Genomic DNA, 18,735 nt, shown 5'->3' on the forward strand with positions numbered 1-18,735 from the left:
AATTAAATATTAAGTAACCAAATGGCAGAAAACGTACAGTATACCGAGGACAGTATCAAGTCGTTGGATTGGAGGGAACATATCAGGTTAAGGCCAGGGATGTACATTGGAAAGCTTGGGGATGGTAGTGCCCAGGATGACGGGATTTATGTTTTAGTCAAAGAGGTGGTCGATAACAGTATCGATGAACACATGATGGGATATGGCAGGACCATCGACATCAAGATTTCAGAGCATAAAGTAGAAGTAAGGGATTACGGAAGAGGCATACCTTTGGGCAAAGTCATTGATTGTGTATCAAAAATCAATACCGGTGGCAAATATGACTCAGGGGCTTTTCAAAAATCTGTGGGATTGAATGGCGTGGGTACGAAGGCTGTTAACGCGCTTTCAGACTTTTTTAAAGTACAGTCTTTTAGAGACGGGGAAACGAAAGTTGCTGAATTTGAAAAGGGCATTTTGATTGAAGAAAAGAAGATTGAGAAAACCACAGAGAGGAACGGAACCAAAGTGGTCTTTTCCCCGGATGCAACAGTATTTAAAAACTACCATTTCATACCGGAATACCTCGAAAACCAAATCTGGAATTATGCTTTCCTGAATGCCGGTCTAACTATTAATTATAATGGAAAGAAATATTTTTCAGAAAGAGGATTATATGATCTTCTTGAAAGAAAAGTGGATGAGGACAGCATTAGGTATCCAATCATCCACCTGAAAGGGAATGATATTGAACTTGCACTGACACATTCCAACCAATATGGCGAAGAATACTATTCTTTTGTGAACGGCCAGTTTACCACTCAGGGAGGTACTCATTTGGCTGCTTTTCGTGAGGCTTTGGTGAAAACAATCCGGGAGTTCTTTAAAAAGGATTTTGATGCTTCTGATATCAGACAATCTGTAGTAGGTGCAATTGCTGTCAGAGTACAGGAACCCGTGTTTGAATCGCAGACCAAAACCAAACTTGGATCTCAGAGTATAGGTCCTGATGGACCTACCTTAAGGACATTCGTCAATGATTTTGTCAAGACAGAACTGGATAATTATCTTCATAAAAACCCGACTGTTGCAGATGCGCTTTTAAAAAGAATCATGCAGTCAGAAAGGGAAAGAAAGGAAATATCAGGCATCAAAAAGCTGGCAAACGAAAGGGCCAAAAAAGCCAATCTGCATAATAAAAAGCTTAGAGACTGCAGGATTCATTATGATGACAATAAGGCGGATGAGGAACTAAAAAACAGGACCATGCTCTTCATCACAGAGGGTGACTCTGCATCCGGATCGATTACCAAATCAAGGGATGTACAGACCCAGGCAGTTTTCTCATTGAGAGGCAAGCCGCTAAACTGCTATGGCATGACCAAAAAGGTGGTCTACGAAAATGAAGAATTCAACCTACTCCAACATGCACTGAATATTGAGGATGGAATAGAAGGCTTACGTTATAGAAAAATCGTCATTGCTACAGATGCCGATGTGGATGGTATGCATATCCGTCTGTTGATCATGACCTATTTCCTTCAGTTTTTCCCGGATCTTGTCAGAAATGGTCATTTGTTTATACTAGACACACCATTGTTCAGGGTAAGAAATAAAAAGGAAACCATTTATTGCTATACCGATGAAGAGCGGCAAAGGGCAATTCACAAATTAGGAAAAACGGCAGAAATAACGAGATTCAAAGGACTAGGGGAAATTTCACCCGGTGAGTTTGGTAATTTTATCGGTGAAGAAATCCGACTTGACCCCATTATACTGAATAAGGAAACGAAAATCAGTGATCTGTTGAGTTTTTATATGGGTAAAAACACACCTGACCGTCAGAACTTTATTATAGACAATTTGAAAATTGAAAAGGATATCGTATTTGATGACCCTGCAAAGAATTCAGAAGAGGAGGTCAAAGAGGAGAGCGAAGCAGCATAAAAGTTTCGTATGAATTACAGAAATGGAAAGGTTCGAGAATTCCTTTAATTCTAAAGTTTTCACAAGTTGGACAAAATTTCACTTTTAGTGAGACATTAAAGAACTTTAAATGAGTGACATTAACAATATAAACCCTGAGGGAAAGGACGAAAGCTTGCATGATTCCATCCCTGTGACAGGGATGTACAAAGATTGGTTTTTGGATTACGCCTCTTATGTGATCTTGGAAAGGGCTGTTCCAGCCATCGAAGATGGTTTGAAACCTGTACAGCGCCGTATTCTTCATGCCATGAAGGAGATGGATGATGGCAGGTTCAATAAAGTAGCCAACATTATTGGACAGTCCATGCAATATCACCCTCATGGTGATGCTTCCATAGGAGATGCAATTGTGAATCTTGGACAAAAAGATTTGCTTATTGAGACTCAAGGAAACTGGGGAGATATTAGGACAGGAGACAGTGCTGCTGCTGCCCGATATATTGAAGCCAGGCTTTCCAAATTTGCGTTAGAGGTCGTTTTCAATCCGCAGACCACTGAATGGCAGCTTTCTTATGACGGAAGGAAAAGAGAGCCTGTAACACTTCCCGTGAAATTCCCGCTGCTATTAGGTCAGGGGGTAGAAGGTATTGCGGTAGGTCTGTCCACCAAGATTTTACCTCACAATTTCATTGAATTAATCGAAGGCTCTATCCAAATCCTGAATGGAGAAAGGACAAATATTCTTCCTGACTTCCCTACAGGTGGTTTAGCCGATTTTTCAGAATATAATGAGGGCTTAAGAGGGGGAAGAATTAAGGTTCGAGCAAGAATTGAAGAGGAAGACAATAAAACCTTATTAATCAAAGATATACCTTTTGGCACTACTACCAATTCTTTGATAGAATCCATTATCAAAGCAAATGATAAAGGAAAAATTAAAATCAAAAAAGTAGTAGACAATACCGCCAAAGATGTAGAAATACAGATCCAATTGGCTCCTGGTCAATCACCTGATATGACCATAGATGCCTTGTATGCCTTTACAGATTGTGAGGTAAGCATCTCTCCGAATGCTTGCGTTATCATTGAAGACAAACCTATATTCTTGTCTGTCAATGATATTCTTGAGTATAACACTAAGCAAACTAAAGCACTTTTAAAAAGAGAATTGGAAATCAGGAAAGCAGAGTTGATGGAGAAGCTGCTTTTCTCTTCTTTGGAAAAGATCTTTATCGAGAACAAGATATACCGTGATATAGAAGAATGTGAAACCTGGGATGCTGTCATTGAAACCATTGATAGGGGACTTGATCCTTTCAAACCTGACTTTTACAGAGAAATCACGACTGAAGATATTATCAGGCTGACTGAAATCAAAATCAAGAGGATCTCCAAGTTTGATGCTTTTAAGGCTGATGAACTGATGAGCAAGCTTCAGGAAGAACTCAAGGAAGTAAATTACAACTTAAAGCACCTGACTGAATATGCCATCAAATATTACCAAAACTTATTGATTAAGTACGGAAAAGGCAGAGAGCGTAAAACAGAAATCAGAACTTTTGATACTATTGAAGCTACTGTAGTAGCTGCCAATAACGCTAAATTATATGTGAACCGTTCAGATGGTTTTGTGGGATATGGCCTCAAAAAGGACGAGTTTGTTTGTGACTGCTCTGACCTTGATGATATCATCGTATTCCGTCGTGATGGCAAATGTGTCGTCACCAAAATACAGGAGAAAGGCTTTGTAGGCAAGGATATCATTCATGTAGCCGTATTCCGAAAAGGTGATGAACGTATGGTGTATAATTTGATTTACCTTGACGGTACTTCAGGAAAAGCCATGGTCAAAAGATTTCAGGTACTGGCTGTAACAAGAGACAGGGAGTACGACCTTACAAAGGGTACAAAAGGATCAAAGGTCTTGTACATGACGGCCAATCCAAATGGAGAAGCTGAAATTATAACTGTTTACCTCACTCAAGGAGCTAAGGCAAGGATTAAGGTTTTTGATTTTGATTTCAGCACCATAGAAATCAAAGGAAGGGCTGCAGGTGGAAACATCCTTACCAAATATCCTGTGAGAAAGATCCAACTGAAGATGGAAGGAGTATCTACTTTGGGTGGACTGGACATTTACTATGACAGCTCAATCGGTAGATTGAATACAGATCAGCGAGGCAGAAAGATCGGTAACTTCCTTGGTGAAGACAGGATTATTGTTTTTTATAAAAACGGGGATTATGAACTAACCACATTTGAGCTCACCAATAGATATGAGGCCAACAATGTGGTGTTAATTGAAAAATTTGATCAGGAAAAAGTCTTTTCAGCAATATATTATGACGGGGCATCAAAGAATCATTTCGTAAAAAGATTCCTGATTGAAACCACTACGCTGAATAAAAAATTCAATGTTATTTCTGACCACAAGCAATCAGCTTTGGTTGTGATATCTTCGGATAAACAACCTCAGGTAAAGGTATTGTTGGAGAAAGGAAAAGAGAAAGAAGAGGTGGAATATGACTTGGATATGCTTATTGATATAAAAGGGTGGAAATCAATAGGTAATAAGCTTTCATCTTATAAAGTACTTGAGGTAAAATTACTGACCAATACACCTGAAAAACAAGAGTTGAAAGAGGAAGAAAATACTGATGATGATGTAGAGATCGGATCAACTGTGGAATTCAAAATTAAAAAAGATGATGAAGAACAGCTTGGTTTGTTCTAAAATAAAATAGGCTTTCCGAATTGAAAAGCCAGTTCAAAAAAATAAGCCGCATAATTTCAAATTATGCGGCTTATTTAATTTATGCCAATTCTCTTAAATCAACCGGTACAACTCTGGAAACGCCGGCCTCAATCATGGTAATACCATAGATGATGTCCGTGCTGGCCATAGTCCTTTTGTTGTGAGTGACGATGATAAACTGGGACTCTTTGGAGAAGGTCTGTATAATATTGTTGAATTTATCAATATTGGCATCATCCAAAGGCGCATCCACTTCATCAAAAATACAGAATGGTGCCGGCTTAAGCAGGTAAATTGAAAAGAGCAGAGAGGTGGCTGTCAATGTTTTTTCTCCACCTGAAAGCTGATTGATGGTCAATGGTCTTTTGCCTTTAGGCTTGGCCATAATCTCAATTGGGCTTTCAAGAGGATTATCTGGATCTACAAGTTTCAAGTCACAGTCATCTTCTGCAGTGAATAAAGAACGGAACACTTTTACAAAATTTTCCTTAATCTTTCCAAAAGCATCTAAGAAGGTTTCTTTGGCAACCTGATCGATTTCTTTGATGGTTTCTACCAGGGAATTTTTGGCCTTGATCAAATCCTCCTTTTGGGTAGAAATGAAGGTATAACGTTCCTTAATCTCATCATAAGCCTCCATAGCCATAGGATTGATAGGGCCTATTTTTTCTAATCTTTCTTTGGCTTTGTTTACAATTTCCCTGATGTCAGATTCACTAAGATCAAGATAGGCTTCTTCGACTTCAGGATTTTCTTCCATCAATTGGTCAAGGTCTATCTCAAATTCTACACTGAGTCTTTCCTTCAAGCTGGCCAATTTGAGTTTTACCTCGTTCATGGATTGCTGCATCTCATGGATCAAAGTATCCAGTGATTCTTTGGATTTTTGAAGCTCGCGGATCTGCTTATCTGTCTCATCTATCTGCCCTCTTGATGCATAATAATCTTTTTCTGCTTCATTGACACCCTTTTCAATACCTTCCTTTTCCGCATACAATTCAATCAATTCGTCGTCCTTGATTTCATTGTTTTCCAGTAATCCTTTTATTTCCTGATCAATAGTACTTAGTTCAGCCTGTGACTTTTCAATTCTTTCCTTACTGCTTTCGAAAGTGGCTTGCTTAAACTCAATTTCCTGTTCAAGACTGTTAACTCTATTCAGTTGTTGATGATAGAGGATATTTTCCTGGTTAAAAGCTGCAGACTTTTGGCTAAAATTTTCATTTTCCGATTGCAAATAGATATTGATTTCTTCCAGCTCCAGTTCTAAAGCTTCAAAAGCAGCCTTTTCATTTTCAAGGTCAGGAAGGATAGTCTGAAGACTGATTTGAATCGATTCAATCCTGTCAATGATATCCTCTCTTTTATTGGCATTTGAAGACAGTAATTCAGCTAGCTGCTCCTTTTTCGTCCTGATCGAAATATACTCCTGATTGACTTCATTGATCGCCAGTTGAAGCTTTTCGATAGAAGATTTATAGCTGACTTCCTTTAGTTTAAGAAGATCACTCAGCTTGTTATCCAAATTGGACCTGGTGGCTGATACTTTTTTGTTCAGCTCTTTGATTTCTTTTTCAAGCTTTTCGAGATTTTTGGCCCGGCCTATTCTTTTTCCTTCAAAAAGACCCACTGATCCTCCTGAAATACTGAATTTTCGCTTGGTAAACTTTCCGCTTTCGGTAATGAAAACTGCGCTATTATCAAGAGGGAAATCATGATATTCTCCCTTTACGATGTAAACATCATCCAGGATAAATCCGATCAGTTTGGCATATTTTTCATCGTATTCAATTATTTCCGTAGCAGGAATGGCGTTTGGAAATAATTTGGTTTGGCTGGGATGAAAACTGTTGAAATGCTCTAATACAAAGAAATTGGCTTTTCCTTTGGCTGAATCACTTAATAGATTGACTGCCGCAATAGCCTGAGCTTCTGTTTCCACTACATAATAATTCATGTAGTTTTCCAGATAATTTTCAATGGTCACCCTGAACCTTTCTTCAGTGGTCAGGATATCTGACAGCAAGGGTGTTTCTTTTGCCCAGTTGGAATTTTTCTTCAAAAATTTAATGGCCTCAGGAAACCCTTCCAGGTTCTCCACCAAAGATTTGGTCAAATTATATTCATTTTGACGGGCATCAAGCTTACGTGAAGTTTGGGTTACTTCCTCACGGATCATTTCGATCACGCGGTTGGCTTCTTCAATTTTTTGTATCTGGTCTTCTTCTTTGGCTTTGATATTTTGAAGTTCTACAGTTTTAGCATCAAGTTCATCCTTGAGTACCAATATTTTTTCCTCAAACTCTGCCAAATTGGATACCTGACTACTATCATCAAAAGCTGTCTTTTCCAACTCCTGTTTCAAAGTAGAAAGCTGTATTTGTTTGATTTCCTGATCCTTAGAAAGTTGATAGACAAGATCCTTTTTGGAAGAAAAATTTCTGGATAGAACCTTTTGCTTTTCCTGCATTTCGGTCAGTTCAGCTTTTTTAGCCTCATAAGCAGAGCGGAGTTCTTCCACAATAAATTCTTTTTCGCTTAAAAGCTTTTGTGCAGATTCCTTTTCTTGTTCCAAAGAACGGATACTGAATCCCGCACGGTCATTTGATTTCCTGTCGGTATCAATGGTTTCACGGAGCTTTTGGGACCTGTCTTCGAGAAATCTCAGCCGTTCATTTTTGATTTTTTTATCGCTTTCAAACTGTCTGATTTTATTGACATGTTCATTGAGCGTCTTTTGCCTTGAAGCAAGTAATTTTTCTTTTTGGATAAGGTCAGCCTTAGTATATTCCAATAAAGCTTCTTTTTCAGAGATTTTGGTATTAACAGCTAATTTGCTGTCCAGTTCCTGTTGTACCTTTTGGTTAAGGGATATTAAAGCTTCAGAATGTTTTTCTACAGACTTTTTGGCCAAATTGATACTGGCCTCTTTATATTCTTTTTTGATTTCAAAGTACTTGGCTGTTTGTTTTGCCTGCTTTTCAAGACTTTTAAGATTTTTCTCTATTTCAAACAAAACATCTTCTACACGTTCCAGATCTGCATCTGTATCTTCCAGCTTCCTTAAGGTTTCCTTTTTTCTGGTTTTGAATTTTGAAATTCCGGCAGCTTCTTCAAATAGATCTCTTCTTGAATTATTCTTGTCATTGAGTAATTCATCGATCATTTTCAATTCAATAATAGCATAGCTGTTAGAATTGATACCTGTATCCATAAACAGGTTGGTAATATCCTTCAAGCGGCAAGCCACACCATTCAGCAGGTATTCACTCTCCCCACTTCTGTAATAACGGCGTGTGATGGTGACGTGAGTATATTCGGTAGGAAGAAGGTTTTTGGTGTTTTCAAAAGTCAGGGAAACTTCCGCCAAATTGGTAGGCTTTCGGTTTTTGGTACCATTGAAAATCACGTTTTCCATTTTATCAGAGCGGAGCATTCTGGACTTTTGTTCACCCAAAACCCACCTGATTGCATCCACAACATTGGATTTGCCGCATCCATTTGGACCCACCACACCGGTAATTCCTTTGTCAAAATGGATGACCATCCTGTCACCAAAACTTTTAAATCCTTTTATCTCGAGCTTACTCAGCAGCATCCTAAAGCAATTGAATTTGTACAACGAACAAAATTAACCTATTTCAGATATTTACCAAGACTTGGCTGACTATGCCTTTTTAACTATCTTGGACAACATAAAACAATTGTGCCGTGGATGCAGGAAATTTAATATATATCGTCGCTGTAATTATCTATTTCATTTATAGTGCCTTAAAGAAAAATAAAGGACAGGATGAAATTGATTTGCCGGAAAAACCACAAGAACAAAGCAAGCCTGTCTCTTTTGAAGATTTGTTGAAAGAAATCCGTCAAGGGCAACAGGCGAGAGAAAAGGATTTGAGTACAAGCGGTCAGGGTAATGCTGTAGGAGATAGAAAACCTGTGCCTGCCCACTACGATGATCCAAATCCAAGGAGGTATCAGGCTGAAGTTAAAAAGCAGCCAAAAGCATTTGAAAAGTTTCAGGGGGAAGTTTCCGAAAGGGAGCGTCCCAAATTGATGACCTTGGACGAACAGGTCAGACTGACCGGATCAATCGAGGGAATAAAATCTTCTCTGCAAACTGAATCTTTGGAAAAAGAGCAAGGTGAAAATAAATATGCAAAGCTTCTGAAAAACCCTGAAACAGTAAAAGATGCGGTAATTCTAAGTGAAATTTTGAACCGAAAGCATTTTTAAGATTTTTATATATTCGACAATTAATGTCTAAAATTTCTGAACTGTTTGGCTATTTATTATATTTTGGGTCTGAACAGTTAACATTATGTCAAAATCAAATTCAGTAGAGCAGCAAAAAATTCTCAGGGTTTTTAAATTAATCAATTTACTGAGAGGAAATATTGGTAAACCTGTCCATAAACTGGCAGAATCACTGCAAACAGATCCGCGGACAATTTACCGTTATTTCAAACTGCTTGAAGCATTGGGTTTTGAGATTGAAAAAAAGCATTCCAAGTTCCGCATTGTGGATCGCGTAGAAAATCCTACTGAATATGCATATGGAACATTCAGTGAAGAGGAAATCCTGTTTATGAATGAATTGGTCAACAAAAGCAGCCATAAAAACCTGCTTAAAGATTCTATTCTTCAAAAAATCAATATTCGATCGGATTTTAGACAAAGTGTAAATCAGCTATTCAATGCTAATCTGGGTATTTTTGTAGACTTGATTTCCAGGGCCATTAAGGAACAAAACCAGGTTATATTGAGCGACTATTATTCCCTTAGCTCTGACTCTGTCTCGGACCGTTTGGTTGAACCCGTCGCATTCAACAATAATTTTGATTCTATTTATGCTTTAGAGGTCGAAAGTAAAGAGATGAAAATGTTTAAAATTGAAAGAATAGGAGAGGTTTTATTGACCTCTAAGCCTTTCAAATATCAAGCATTACACCAACCTTTAGAGCAAGGGCTTTTTGGATTTACCGGAAAAAACCAATTCCCTGTACATCTCAAACTATCCAAAAAAGCATACCAATTGATGATGGAGGAGTATCCGGACGCCAAACCTTTTACCTATTCCAAGAATAGGAACCAATATTTTTTTGAGGGGAAGATACCCCAGCTGCCTGGATTGGCTAGATTCATATTGGGTTTGCCCGGTGAAGTAAAAGTCTTGGAAGGGGAGGAGTTGAAAGTCTATCTGACAGAACAATTGGATAAAGCAAAATATTTCTGATAAGAAAAGGGTAAAATAAAAAAAGGTTGGACAGGTTTTGCACCTGTCCAACCTTTTTAACGGGTTATTACAGTAAGATCAACCTTGATGTTCGTCTCTAAGCAAATCATTGACAGTTTTTACAGGATTGAATGTGATCAATGGAACTTCCACAAAAACGGTATTCCAATCTGCCATAGAACCGTTCCATAACCCAGGTAATTCCTGCGCTTTTAAGTCCCTGCCACTTTTTGACTTTTCGGTAATAAAGCCTGTACGCAAATCCCTATATGCCAACAAGTTGAATTTCTCACCTTTGTAATTTTTGGTAGCACAAACCAAATCAACTGGATTGAAGTGGGTTGAAGCTTGTAAAATTTCTTTTTGCTTTAAGTCTGACAGATCAATTTGGGCTGTTTCGGCTATTTGAAGAGAAAGAGAACCATCATCCTCTTTCACCCAAAAAGGACCGCCACCAGGTTCTCCTGTATTTTTCACCATCCCGCATACCCTTATCGGTCTATTTAGCTTGGAAATCAAATAATCTGCTTTTTCCTTGTCAGACAATGAGGCATAACCATCGGGCAATTTTCCCTCTAATACCTCCGTAATAACCTTTTCTCCAATCTTGATAGTGCTTGGTTTGTTGTCTGTTTCCAATCTTTTCAGTGCGTCAAAGACCTTTTCCTGGATTTCCAACAATAAACCGCCTATGGCTATTTTATAGTCTCTCGTTGTGTTTTTAAGTCTATCAGGGACGACATTGTCAATGTTTTTGATAAATATTATGTCACCATCAATTTCATTTAGATTTTCCAAAAGGGCTCCATGGCCAGCTGGTCTGAACAATATGCTTCCGTCATCTTCAAAAAATGGTTGATTGTCCATATCCACAGCAATGGTATCGGTAGATTTTTTCTGTTGAGAGTAACTGACGTCAAACTTGACACCATATTCCTTTTCAAGTTTGGGTTTGACCAATGCTACTTCTGCTTTGAATTTCTCTTCATGTTCAGGAGAAACTGTGAAGTGTAACCTTACCGTATTCTCAGCACCTAAAGCATACATCACCCCTTCGATAAAATGCTCATAAGTAGGCGTTCTGTCGTGGTCTGCGTAATGATGGAATTTCAGTAATCCCTTCGGCAACTGACCATATCCCAGGCCATTATCATTTAATAGATGACTGATAATCAATTGATACTGTTGACTGGAAAGGGCTTTAGAAAGACTTGAACCCGCTTCTTTTAGACTGTTATCAAGGTCATCATAAAATGCAAACCTATCAATATTTTGAATAAACTTTTGGACAAAAGAGCTTTTTGAAATGTCCCCATCACCCTCTAAAAATGAAAAAAGATCCTTGAACATCCTGGAAGCAGCACCACTTGCCGGAACAAATTTTATAATTTTTTTAGTGTCTGTTTTAGCCGGATAGGTATCCTGAAAATCACTGATTTCTGATTCCGTCAATACCTTGATACCATTTCCAATTGTGGCAGCTTCAACAATCGGAAGAAAAGGGAAGCCCTCCTTGAAATTTTTCAGCTGTTCCTTGACTTTTTCCAGGGACATTCCCTGCTCGGTAATTTGCTTTTCTAGGTTTGAATCCATGGTTGATTTTGGTTAAATAATAAAAGTTTAATATATAAACTGGACGGCTCTAATAAAAATTTATTGATTCCATTCCGAAAAAAAACTTTGTGACTTTGAAATTGATAAAATCAAAACCAATCCCTAAATGCTATAATTGCCCTGCAATTTCAAACTTGATTTTATCCCCACTACGTTTTTGGGCGAGCACATTCAGGGAAATATTGTCTATCTGTAATATTCTTGGATATCCTCCTGTCACCTGGGCATCCCGCATTAGGATGATTAATTTGCCGGAAGGAGTCATCTGAACAGTACCTGGATAAACTGGTGAAGTAAGAATCTGTGGCAGGTCATTTGAAATTTCTTCTTTTAACTGATATGCCATTCTATTGACCAAATCAGAAATTGAAAAGGCCTTATTGCTGATTCTATTTTTCAACAACTGGGGCAAAAGGTCCCATTCAGGTCCTGGATAAGCTTTTATAATTGAAGTCCTGTACCAATCTGACCGGACTTTGGCTTTCAAGTCAACTTTTGGATAAAATCTTCCTTCTTCAGAAAGATAGCAAATACTATCATTTTTCTGGATCCTGTCTCTTGGTGTTATCATAGGGTACCAGCTTTTGCTGCCTGCTATTTCCTCCGACTCAAAGCCACCCTGTATTCCCATATATAACCATTGGCCCTTTCTAAACTTCAATATACTGACAGTATCATCCGGTTGGATTTCCACTACTTGCCCCATCTTGATATACTGTTTGTTATTCAACAAAATGTCTGCATCGGATCCGGCAAAAACAATCCTTGTAGCCATTTCAAAAACCATTTCAGGTCCTACACCGGACATTTCCAGAACAGCGGCTCCCTTATTGTTTTGCAGGATAAAATTGACCTGAGCCAAAGAGTACCTGTCCATGGCACCTGAATAAGGAACCCCAAATTGGGCATAACCAAAGCGCCCCAAATCTTGAACTGTAGTGATAAGTCCAGGCTTCCGGAAGTGGATATATGCAGGAACCTTAATCATAATGTATTTGGTATAAGCCTTTTTCTGATAAGTCTTTTATTCTTCGAAATTCAATCTTGTTGATTTCCTGAAACCTGATTTTATCCCCGATTTGTGCTATTGACGGAGGACTTTTCGAAATGTCAAACAATTTGATTGGCGACCGTCCTATAGCATGCCAACCTCCTGGGCTATCCATTGGGTAAATACCCGTTTGTTGTCCTCCTATAGCTACGGTTCCTTTTGGCAAAAACCTATCAGGATTGGACTTTCTTGGAGTATAAAGCCTTGGATTTAATCCTCCCAAATACATGAATCCAGGCAAAAATCCATAGAAATGCAGCAAATAGGAAGGTTGGGAATGTAACCTGATCAACTCTTCCACCTCCATTCCATGAGTTTTTGAAAGGTTGGGAAGGTCTTTTCCAAATTCAATATCATAGCAAACCGGAATAACCCAGGTTTTTGACTTGAATTCAAAAATTTTGTTCGGGAGCACTTTAATTTCTTCTAATAAATCCTGGCAGTCCTTATCAGTTATCTCAAATTGGAGCTTTAAAGAAAGGGTATTGAAGCCAAACCTTATTTCTTTGATGCCTTCTTTATATTCCTTTTCCAAAAATTCCTTTACCTTCATCTGATCTTTGAGAATCTCTACCGAGATTTCTTTTGGCCAAATAAACTCGATCAATTTACTGTGCGTCTGATAATAGGAAATCTCCATTTTTTTAGATGTTTAGATTTACCCTGATAGTCTTTAGAATCTCTACTGCCGAAGGATTGTCTCCATGTATGCATAAGGTTTCGGCTTTAATCGGGACCAATTCACCCTCAATTGTTTTAACTTTCCCATATAACATCATTTGTTTGACATGGTCAAGAACTTCTTTAGGATCTGTCAGCAAGGCTTTAGGATGACTTCTTGAAACCAAAGTAAGATTAGAATGATAGGACCTATCAGCAAAGGCCTCCGTGATTATCGGAACATTATTTTCCAAAGCTAGTCTTTCGATTACTGAATTTGGGGGAACATATAGGTTTACCCCAGGAAAATTACTCATGACCTGAATAAGAAGACCTGCTATTTCAGGATCTATAGCTGCTTCATTGTACAAAGCCCCATGCGGTTTGATATGATGAAATATCGCCTGCTCTTCTTTACAGATATTTTCAAAAAGCTTCAGTTGCGCCATTATAGAACCCTTTAAATCCGAAAAGGGAATTACCAGTTTTTTCCTCCCAAAATTCTCCCTGTCAGGGTAGGAAGGATGTGCTCCGATTTTCACAAGATTCTTTTTAGCCATCCGGATGGACTTTCGGATACTGAACTCATCACCTGCATGGCCGCCACAAGAAATATTACAGCTATCTAGCAAAGGCATGAGTTGGTTATCATTATCCAAACCTTCTCCTAAGTCACAATTGATATCCATCATCTTTTGAACCATCATAAGTTAAAATTAAAAAGATATTTGATTCTTCCTTGTAGTTTGAGAGATAAAGCAAATCAGAAATCGAGAAAACTATTTAACCTTGATTTATTGTGCTTTGGAATTTCCCCTAGACCTATTTCATCCAGCTTAATCATTTGTGGTAAATTCCTACCTTTGTCTTCGCAATAAAGAATATAGACATGTTTGAATATAACCCGGAAAAGCATTATCCCAAAGAAACAGAGAGCAGGGTAGTGATCCGTTTTCAGGATTGTGACCCACTTCAGCATTTGAACAATGCCAAATATTTTGATTATTTTTTTAATGCCAGAGAAGACCAGGTCCCTAAGTTGTATGGTTTGGAAATGATCGATATGATCAAAAAATATAAGGCTGCTTGGGTAGTATATAACCACAACATCTCTTATGTAAGGCCAGCAAGGGTAGGGGAATGGGTCAGAATCATGAGCAGATTATTGTGGTATAACCATAATACCGTGGTTTTGGAATATTATATGACCGATGATTCCAAATCAGAACTCAAGACAGTGCTCTGGACAACAATGCGTTATGTGACGGTCAAGGAAGGTATATCTACAGACCATGAAGGTGCAGTGTTAGATTTCTTGAAAGCTACCAGTGAGAACCTTGACATTACCAATATGTCAATCGGAGATAGGGTTAGATCCCTGAAAAATAGATTAATAGAAGGTTAATTGTGAACGTAGTCAAACATTTTGTGTACGCTTTTGTACACAAGATGTTTTTTTATTTCCGGGGATACGGAATTGCGATTTTTTTTGAAAAATAATTTTTCGAAAAACATAAATTAAGATGCAACCTTTTGAATACAATTTCATTAGCTTTTTTGGCTTTATAATGTCCGCTTTCGTTTCATTTGGACGTAATGTTGTAGTGATTCGATACAGTTTTTTGGTATTTCTATATCTTATTCAAAACATTCATTTACAGTATTTTATATTTTTTACGTGAAAACGGATCTTATCTCATGCTGAATTATGAAAGGTGATTTTGATTTGGTACAGAAGATGGATAATGAGAAAGTACCAACTTAAAAAAACCACAAAAATGAAAAAGTTTCTCACATTCGCATTGGCCGCTACACTAGGTGTAGCCAGCTTTGCAAACGCAAACAATGAAAAAGTTTCTTCCTTAGCTGAAGTTAAAAGCAGCAACAACAGGGTAAGAGTCGTGCTTAAAGAAGGATTAGGAAAAGTAAGGCTAGCTCTATTGGATGAGGAAGGCAAAAGACTTCACCAGCAAACTGTATTTGTCAAAAATGATGTTTTGGTACCCTATAACTTAACTGAACTTCCGGCTGGAGTTTATCATTTGATGATTGAAAACAGCAGCAAAGGATCAGAAAATGATAGGGTAATCTATGAAATCGAAAGAGAAGAAGATCCTGTAAGTCTCCCATTGACAGCATACAGAAAGGACCTTAATGAAAATTCTGTAAAGGTTTCTGTCATTGGCCTTGATGAGCCAGGAGTTCAGGTACAGTTCAGTGATAGATTGGGAAAAGAGATTTATTCTGAGGTTGTGGAACATCCAGGGGCTTTTTCAAAGATTTATACCTTCAAAAACATGAAAGCTAAAGATGTGAATATTCACCTGGTGGACGCAAAAGGCAGAACAAAAGATCTTTTCTATTAGTCAACGTCCAACCATTTTTAAAGAGCCCGAATTAAACTTCGGGCTTTTTTCATTTTTGGAAGTGCTCCGCTCAGAATTACATCAACGGCATGATGCCTTTTCAATTTTTTACCATTTTTGGGATATCAATAAATATAACAATCCAAATAATAATTTAGACATGAAGTTACAAAGTCAAGCTAGCCTGATGATTTTGGCCCTTTTAATTTGGTCAAGCCAAGTATGGGCACAGGAAAAAGTGGATTTGGAAATGATGTACCGGATCAAATCCGAAGGTATAGGAAATTCACAAATTCAGAATTTATCTTTTCACCTAACCGACTTTTTAGGGCCTAGACTTTCAGGTTCTACCAATTTGAGAAATGCTAGAGCATGGTCAATGGAGAAGTTTCAGGAGTGGGGATTGAGCAATGTTACTGTTGATTCTTATGGCGAATTCGGAAGGGGATGGAATGTGAAGAAGTCTTACATTGCCATGAAAGAACCCTACTATGCCCAAATTATAGGCTATCCAAAAGCATGGACAGATGGTACGAAAGGTTTGGTTGACGCTGAAGTCATGTTATTGGAAATTACCTCCGAGGCAGATTTCGATAAATATAAAGGAAACTTAAAAGGAAAGGTTGTCATGACTCCAGCTAATTTACAGGTGTCTCCGGCATTTGAAGCTGAAGCAAGAAGATGGACTGATGAAGAACTCGAAGACAGGAAATCGATCTCAATCGGTGGCGGCGGAGGTAGATATACTCCTGAAATGCTGGCGCAATTGAGGGCACAAAGAGCATTAGATCAAAAATTGACAGAGTTTTTGTTAAATGAGGAAGTTGGATTGAGAATCACAGGAACCAGAGGAAGCTTTGGAACGGTGTTTCATACTAGATCCGGTTCATACAGTACAGACAAGAAGCCTACCACCCCGGAAATAGAAATTGCAGCTGAACACTACGGCAGGATCTATAGATTGATCAAAAACGGAAAACCAGTAAAAATTGAAGCTGAAGTACAGGTAGAATGGTTGGATGATGATTATAATGGATATAATGTATTGGCTGAAATCCCTGGAACTGACAAATCCTTAAAATCAGAAATTGTCATGTTGGGTGCTCATTTGGATAGCTGGCATGCCGGAACAGGTGGGAATGATAACGCAGCAGGTGTTGCTGTGATGATGGAAGCCATCAGAATTCTGAAAACTTTGGGAGTACAGCCAAAGAGAACAATCAGGATAGCCTTATGGGGTGAAGAAGAACAGGGCTTACATGGCTCTAGAGGTTATGTGCAGAAATACGTAGCAGACAGGAATACTAAGGAAAAGAAAGCTGAGTGGGATAAAATATCAGCCTATTACAATTTGGATAATGGCTCGGGTAAAATCAGAGGTATCTATGTAGAAGGTAATGATATGGTTGTTCCAATTTTTGAAAAATGGTTTGAACCTTTCCACGAATTAGGGGCAAACACCGTTACTAGAAGGAATACCGGATCTACAGACCATGTCCCATTTGAAGCAGTGGGCATACCTGGATTTCAGTTTATACAGGACCCAATTGATTACGGAAAAGGTTATCATACCAATATGGACGTTTATGAGCGCATGCAATTATCCGATATGACCCAAGCGGCAGTTATTATCGCTGCATTGGTATATAATACGGCACAAAGGGATGAAAAACTTCCCCGAAAGCCTTGGAATTAAGCGAAATAGAAATCAATCAAAAACGGGAGAACATAAGTCTCCCGTTTTTTTATCCTCTTTATCGGAAATGTCCGCCAAATATTTATTGGTAAAAAACCATTAATTTTATATTTTTAGACCAAATTAATAAACATTATACCTTAGTTTCAGGATTTAATTTTGATTTGATATAAACCCAAGTAGTAAATGTATAAAGTACTAAGAACTATCTACAATGAGGAGCATGAAATGTTCCGTCAGTCTTTAAGAGACTTTATTGCCAAAGAAATCACGCCATTTAATGCCGAATGGGAAAAGAATAAAATGGTTTCCAGGGAATCTTGGAAAAAGTTAGGGGATAATGGTTTTCTCTGTATTCAGGCACCGGAGGAATTCGGTGGATTAAATATCCAGGACTTTAGGTACAATGCTATTTTTGTAGAAGAATTAGGGTTGAGTGGATGCTCTGGACCGGCAATTGGTTATCCTTTGCACAATGATATTGTGGCGCCGTATATACTGCATTATGGAACAGAAGCAGCAAAGGCCAAATATATTCCTGGGATGATCAGTGGTGACTTGATTTCAGCTGTGGCCATGACAGAGCCTGGAGCGGGAAGTGATTTGCAGGCAATCCGTTCGACTGCCGTGGACAAAGGAGACCACTACTTGATCAATGGATCCAAAACTTTTATAACCAATGGTTATCTGGCAGATGTGGTCGTTGTAGCCGCTAAAACAGATCCCACAAAAGGAGCCAAAGGGATCAGCTTATTCATCATTGATAAGGATATGGCCGGTTTTTCTAAAGGTGTCCCTTTTGAAAAAGTTGGATTGCATGCACAGGATACCTGTGAACTGTTTTTTGAGGATGTAAAGGTTCCAAAGGAGAACTTGTTGGGTAAAGTTGGGGAAGGGTTTAAATACCTGATGACAGAACTTGCTCAAGAAAGGTTGATCGTAGGTTTGGCCGCCATTTCATTGGCGGAATCCACTTTTCTTAGCACAGTAGACTATGTAAAGCAGCGTCAGGCGTTTGGGAAAAGTATCTCTGAGTTTCAAAACACCAGATTTAAATTAGCAGAAATGGGTGCCAAATTGGAACAGGGAAGAATCTATGTTGATCAATTGGTCATGTTGCATAATGAAAAGAAAGTTGATTCTGCTATGGCTTCATCAGCAAAATATCTCTTAACGGAACTTCAATGCTGGGTTTCTGATGAGTGTGTACAGTTACATGGTGGCTATGGATACATGTGGGAATACGGAGTAGCAAGAGCATTTGCAGATGCCAGGGTCCAGAGAATTTATGCCGGAACCAATGAAATCATGAAAGAATTGATAGTGAGAAAAATATTGGAATAACCAAGTTGATCTTTTCAGAAGAAACCACTTTTCAGGCATTGGAAAGTGGTTTATTATTTTTATAAACAAACATTTATCCTTTATATTTAGTCCTCTGTT

The 18,735-nt window shown here is 38.3% G+C and carries 13 protein-coding genes; 8 read left to right on the top strand and 5 right to left on the bottom strand.

What is annotated here, in order from left to right:
* Positions 1-21: 21 nt before the first annotated feature.
* Both ACFFIP_RS09130 and ACFFIP_RS09135 read left to right on the top strand, forming a co-directional pair.
* Positions 22-1,929 carry a DNA topoisomerase IV subunit B gene (locus ACFFIP_RS09130; RefSeq protein ID WP_382387299.1) on the top strand — a complete coding sequence of 636 codons (1,908 nt, stop codon included), beginning with the start codon at positions 22-24 and terminating at the stop codon, positions 1,927-1,929.
* A gap of 109 nt (positions 1,930-2,038) precedes the next feature.
* Entirely contained in the window at positions 2,039-4,645 is a 2,607-nt protein-coding gene (locus ACFFIP_RS09135) for a DNA gyrase/topoisomerase IV subunit A (RefSeq protein WP_382387300.1), read from the top strand.
* Between the two features lie 79 nt (positions 4,646-4,724).
* On the opposite strand, the gene smc is transcribed toward ACFFIP_RS09135, so the two are convergent.
* Positions 4,725-8,264, bottom strand: coding sequence for a chromosome segregation protein SMC (gene smc / locus ACFFIP_RS09140; RefSeq protein WP_382387301.1), 3,540 nt, complete (start codon positions 8,262-8,264; stop codon positions 4,725-4,727).
* Between the two features lie 113 nt (positions 8,265-8,377).
* Here smc and ACFFIP_RS09145 point away from each other — a divergent pair, with 113 nt between their 5' ends.
* Together ACFFIP_RS09145 and ACFFIP_RS09150 are read left to right on the top strand one after the other, a co-directional pair.
* Positions 8,378-8,905 carry a hypothetical protein gene (locus tag ACFFIP_RS09145; RefSeq protein WP_382387302.1) on the top strand — a complete coding sequence of 176 codons (528 nt, stop codon included), beginning with the start codon at positions 8,378-8,380 and terminating at the stop codon, positions 8,903-8,905.
* An 85-nt stretch (positions 8,906-8,990) separates the two neighbouring features.
* A complete protein-coding gene (locus ACFFIP_RS09150; RefSeq protein WP_382387303.1) occupies positions 8,991-9,905 on the top strand; it encodes a helix-turn-helix transcriptional regulator in 915 nt (304 codons plus the stop codon).
* A gap of 78 nt (positions 9,906-9,983) precedes the next feature.
* Here ACFFIP_RS09150 and ACFFIP_RS09155 read toward each other — a convergent pair whose 3' ends face one another.
* The 4 genes from ACFFIP_RS09155 to pxpA all read right to left on the bottom strand — a co-directional run bounded on the left by ACFFIP_RS09155 (position 9,984) and on the right by pxpA (position 13,937).
* Complete coding sequence (locus tag ACFFIP_RS09155) at positions 9,984-11,498, bottom strand: DUF4301 family protein (protein WP_382387304.1); 1,515 nt, start codon at positions 11,496-11,498, stop codon at positions 9,984-9,986.
* A gap of 130 nt (positions 11,499-11,628) precedes the next feature.
* Complete coding sequence (locus ACFFIP_RS09160; RefSeq protein WP_382387305.1) at positions 11,629-12,507, bottom strand: 5-oxoprolinase subunit C family protein; 879 nt, start codon at positions 12,505-12,507, stop codon at positions 11,629-11,631.
* Positions 12,500-13,210 carry a 5-oxoprolinase subunit PxpB gene (pxpB, locus tag ACFFIP_RS09165; protein WP_382387306.1) on the bottom strand — a complete coding sequence of 237 codons (711 nt, stop codon included), beginning with the start codon at positions 13,208-13,210 and terminating at the stop codon, positions 12,500-12,502. Before pxpB ends, ACFFIP_RS09160 begins: the two co-directional genes overlap by 8 nt.
* A gap of 4 nt (positions 13,211-13,214) precedes the next feature.
* Complete coding sequence (gene pxpA, locus ACFFIP_RS09170; RefSeq protein WP_382387308.1) at positions 13,215-13,937, bottom strand: 5-oxoprolinase subunit PxpA; 723 nt, start codon at positions 13,935-13,937, stop codon at positions 13,215-13,217.
* A 182-nt stretch (positions 13,938-14,119) separates the two neighbouring features.
* Here pxpA and ACFFIP_RS09175 point away from each other — a divergent pair, with 182 nt between their 5' ends.
* From ACFFIP_RS09175 to ACFFIP_RS09190, 4 genes are all read left to right on the top strand, one after another.
* Complete coding sequence (locus ACFFIP_RS09175; protein WP_382387309.1) at positions 14,120-14,635, top strand: acyl-CoA thioesterase; 516 nt, start codon at positions 14,120-14,122, stop codon at positions 14,633-14,635.
* A gap of 373 nt (positions 14,636-15,008) precedes the next feature.
* Positions 15,009-15,596, top strand: coding sequence for a DUF3244 domain-containing protein (locus ACFFIP_RS09180; RefSeq protein ID WP_382387310.1), 588 nt, complete (start codon positions 15,009-15,011; stop codon positions 15,594-15,596).
* A gap of 160 nt (positions 15,597-15,756) precedes the next feature.
* Positions 15,757-17,292, top strand: coding sequence for a M20/M25/M40 family metallo-hydrolase (locus tag ACFFIP_RS09185; RefSeq protein ID WP_382387311.1), 1,536 nt, complete (start codon positions 15,757-15,759; stop codon positions 17,290-17,292).
* Between the two features lie 186 nt (positions 17,293-17,478).
* The gene (locus tag ACFFIP_RS09190) at positions 17,479-18,636 is read left to right on the top strand and encodes an acyl-CoA dehydrogenase family protein (RefSeq protein ID WP_382387312.1); all 1,158 of its coding nucleotides are present in this window, start codon (positions 17,479-17,481) and stop codon (positions 18,634-18,636) included.
* Positions 18,637-18,735: the final 99 nt, after the last annotated feature.

This window comes from Fontibacter flavus (genome assembly GCF_042432905.1).
Lineage (GTDB): Bacteria > Bacteroidota > Bacteroidia > Cytophagales > Cyclobacteriaceae > Fontibacter > Fontibacter flavus.

What these genes read in the sequence shown, in the direction of transcription:
- ACFFIP_RS09160 (WP_382387305.1), bottom strand. Translation starts at nt 12,507, where the DNA reads ATGATTAAGGTTCCTGCATATATCCACTTCCGGAAGCCTGGACTTATC.
- ACFFIP_RS09185 (WP_382387311.1), top strand. Translation starts at nt 15,757, where the DNA reads ATGAAGTTACAAAGTCAAGCTAGCCTGATGATTTTGGCCCTTTTAATT.
- pxpB (WP_382387306.1), bottom strand. Translation starts at nt 13,210, where the DNA reads ATGGAGATTTCCTATTATCAGACGCACAGTAAATTGATCGAGTTTATT.
- pxpA (WP_382387308.1), bottom strand. Translation starts at nt 13,937, where the DNA reads ATGATGGTTCAAAAGATGATGGATATCAATTGTGACTTAGGAGAAGGT.
- ACFFIP_RS09190 (WP_382387312.1), top strand. Translation starts at nt 17,479, where the DNA reads ATGTATAAAGTACTAAGAACTATCTACAATGAGGAGCATGAAATGTTC.
- ACFFIP_RS09130 (WP_382387299.1), top strand. Translation starts at nt 22, where the DNA reads ATGGCAGAAAACGTACAGTATACCGAGGACAGTATCAAGTCGTTGGAT.
- smc (WP_382387301.1), bottom strand. Translation starts at nt 8,264, where the DNA reads ATGCTGCTGAGTAAGCTCGAGATAAAAGGATTTAAAAGTTTTGGTGAC.
- ACFFIP_RS09135 (WP_382387300.1), top strand. Translation starts at nt 2,039, where the DNA reads ATGAGTGACATTAACAATATAAACCCTGAGGGAAAGGACGAAAGCTTG.
- ACFFIP_RS09150 (WP_382387303.1), top strand. Translation starts at nt 8,991, where the DNA reads ATGTCAAAATCAAATTCAGTAGAGCAGCAAAAAATTCTCAGGGTTTTT.
- ACFFIP_RS09180 (WP_382387310.1), top strand. Translation starts at nt 15,009, where the DNA reads ATGAAAAAGTTTCTCACATTCGCATTGGCCGCTACACTAGGTGTAGCC.
- ACFFIP_RS09155 (WP_382387304.1), bottom strand. Translation starts at nt 11,498, where the DNA reads ATGGATTCAAACCTAGAAAAGCAAATTACCGAGCAGGGAATGTCCCTG.
- ACFFIP_RS09175 (WP_382387309.1), top strand. Translation starts at nt 14,120, where the DNA reads ATGTTTGAATATAACCCGGAAAAGCATTATCCCAAAGAAACAGAGAGC.